This is a genomic window from Acinetobacter sp. 18QD2AZ41W, assembly GCF_009829025.1.
GTDB lineage: Bacteria > Pseudomonadota > Gammaproteobacteria > Pseudomonadales > Moraxellaceae > Acinetobacter > Acinetobacter pseudolwoffii.
Window position 1 is genome coordinate 1 of the sequence record NZ_WURP01000053.1, and the last position, 1,183, is coordinate 1,183.

1 protein-coding gene is annotated in these 1,183 nt (G+C 35.7%); it reads right to left on the reverse strand.

Annotated features, from left to right (window positions below; genetic code table 11):
* Positions 1 to 18: 18 nt before the first annotated feature.
* Positions 19 to 1,109, reverse strand: a protein-coding gene (locus GVV58_RS15200; protein ID WP_085940648.1) for an IS4-like element ISAba1 family transposase whose coding sequence is annotated in 2 segments (ribosomal slippage) — positions 19 to 569 and positions 569 to 1,109 — 1,092 coding nt in all. Because the reading frame shifts where the segments join, the coding sequence is not laid out codon by codon here.
* Positions 1,110 to 1,183: the final 74 nt, after the last annotated feature.

Here is a 1,183-nt window from a genome sequence, read left to right on the forward strand (position 1 = left end):
CTCTGTACACGACAAATTTCACAGAACCCTTATCCTATCAGGATTCTGCTTTCTTAAAATTGCCAAAATTTCCTTAAACTCTTCTTTTTTCCCAAAACCAATTAAACGCTGAATCGCCATTTGAACATAGTCTAAACCATAGCGAAATAAACTCATTGAGAGTCGTCCATGCTTCTTTATTTTTATCGCTTTTTTTTGATTATGTTGCCATTCACCCGTTAAGTAACACCAACAGAAGCTTATAGCTAACACCGCAATCAATTTTTTCACTCGTCTAGGGTCTGTCAAGCGCGTATTTTCAAGATTAAACCCGCGTCCTTTGAGACAACTGAATAAGGTTTCAATTTCCCAGCGTAATGCATAATCCTGAATAGCATTGGCATTAAACTGAGGAGAAACGACGAGTAAAAGCTCTCCATTTTCTAACTGTAGTGCACTTATATATAGTTTCACCCGACCAACCAAAATCCGTCGTTTACGACATTCAATTTGACCAACTTTAAGATGGCGAAATAAATCACTAATTTTATGATTCTTTCCTAAATGATTGGTGACAATGAAGTTTTTTTAACACGAATGCAGAAGTTGATGTCTTGTTCAATTAACCATGTAAACCACTGCTCACCGATAAACTCTCTGTCTGCGAACACATTCACAATACGGTCTTTACCAAAAATGGCTATAAAGCGTTGAATCAAAGCAATACGCTCTTTCGTATCTGAATTTCCACGTTTATTAAGCAATGTCCAAAGGATAGGTATCGCTATTCCACGATAAACGATTGCGAGCATCAGGATATTAATATTTCGTTTTCCCCATTTCCAATTGGTTCTATCTAAAGTCAGTTGCACTTGGTCGAATGAAAACATATTGAAAATCAACTGAGAAATTTGACGATAATCAAAATACTGACCTGCAAAGAAGCGCTGCATACGTCGATAAAATGATTGTGGTAAACACTTGATGGGCAAGGCTTTAGATGCAGAAGAAAGATTACATGTTTGCTTTAAAATAATCACAAGCATGATGAGCGCAAAGCACTTTAAATGTGACTTGTTCCATTTTAGAGATTTGTTTAAGATAAGATATAACTCATTGAGATGTGTCATAGTATTCGTCGTTAGAAAACAATTATTGTGACATTATTTCAATGAGTTATCTATTTTTGTCGTGTACAGAGATT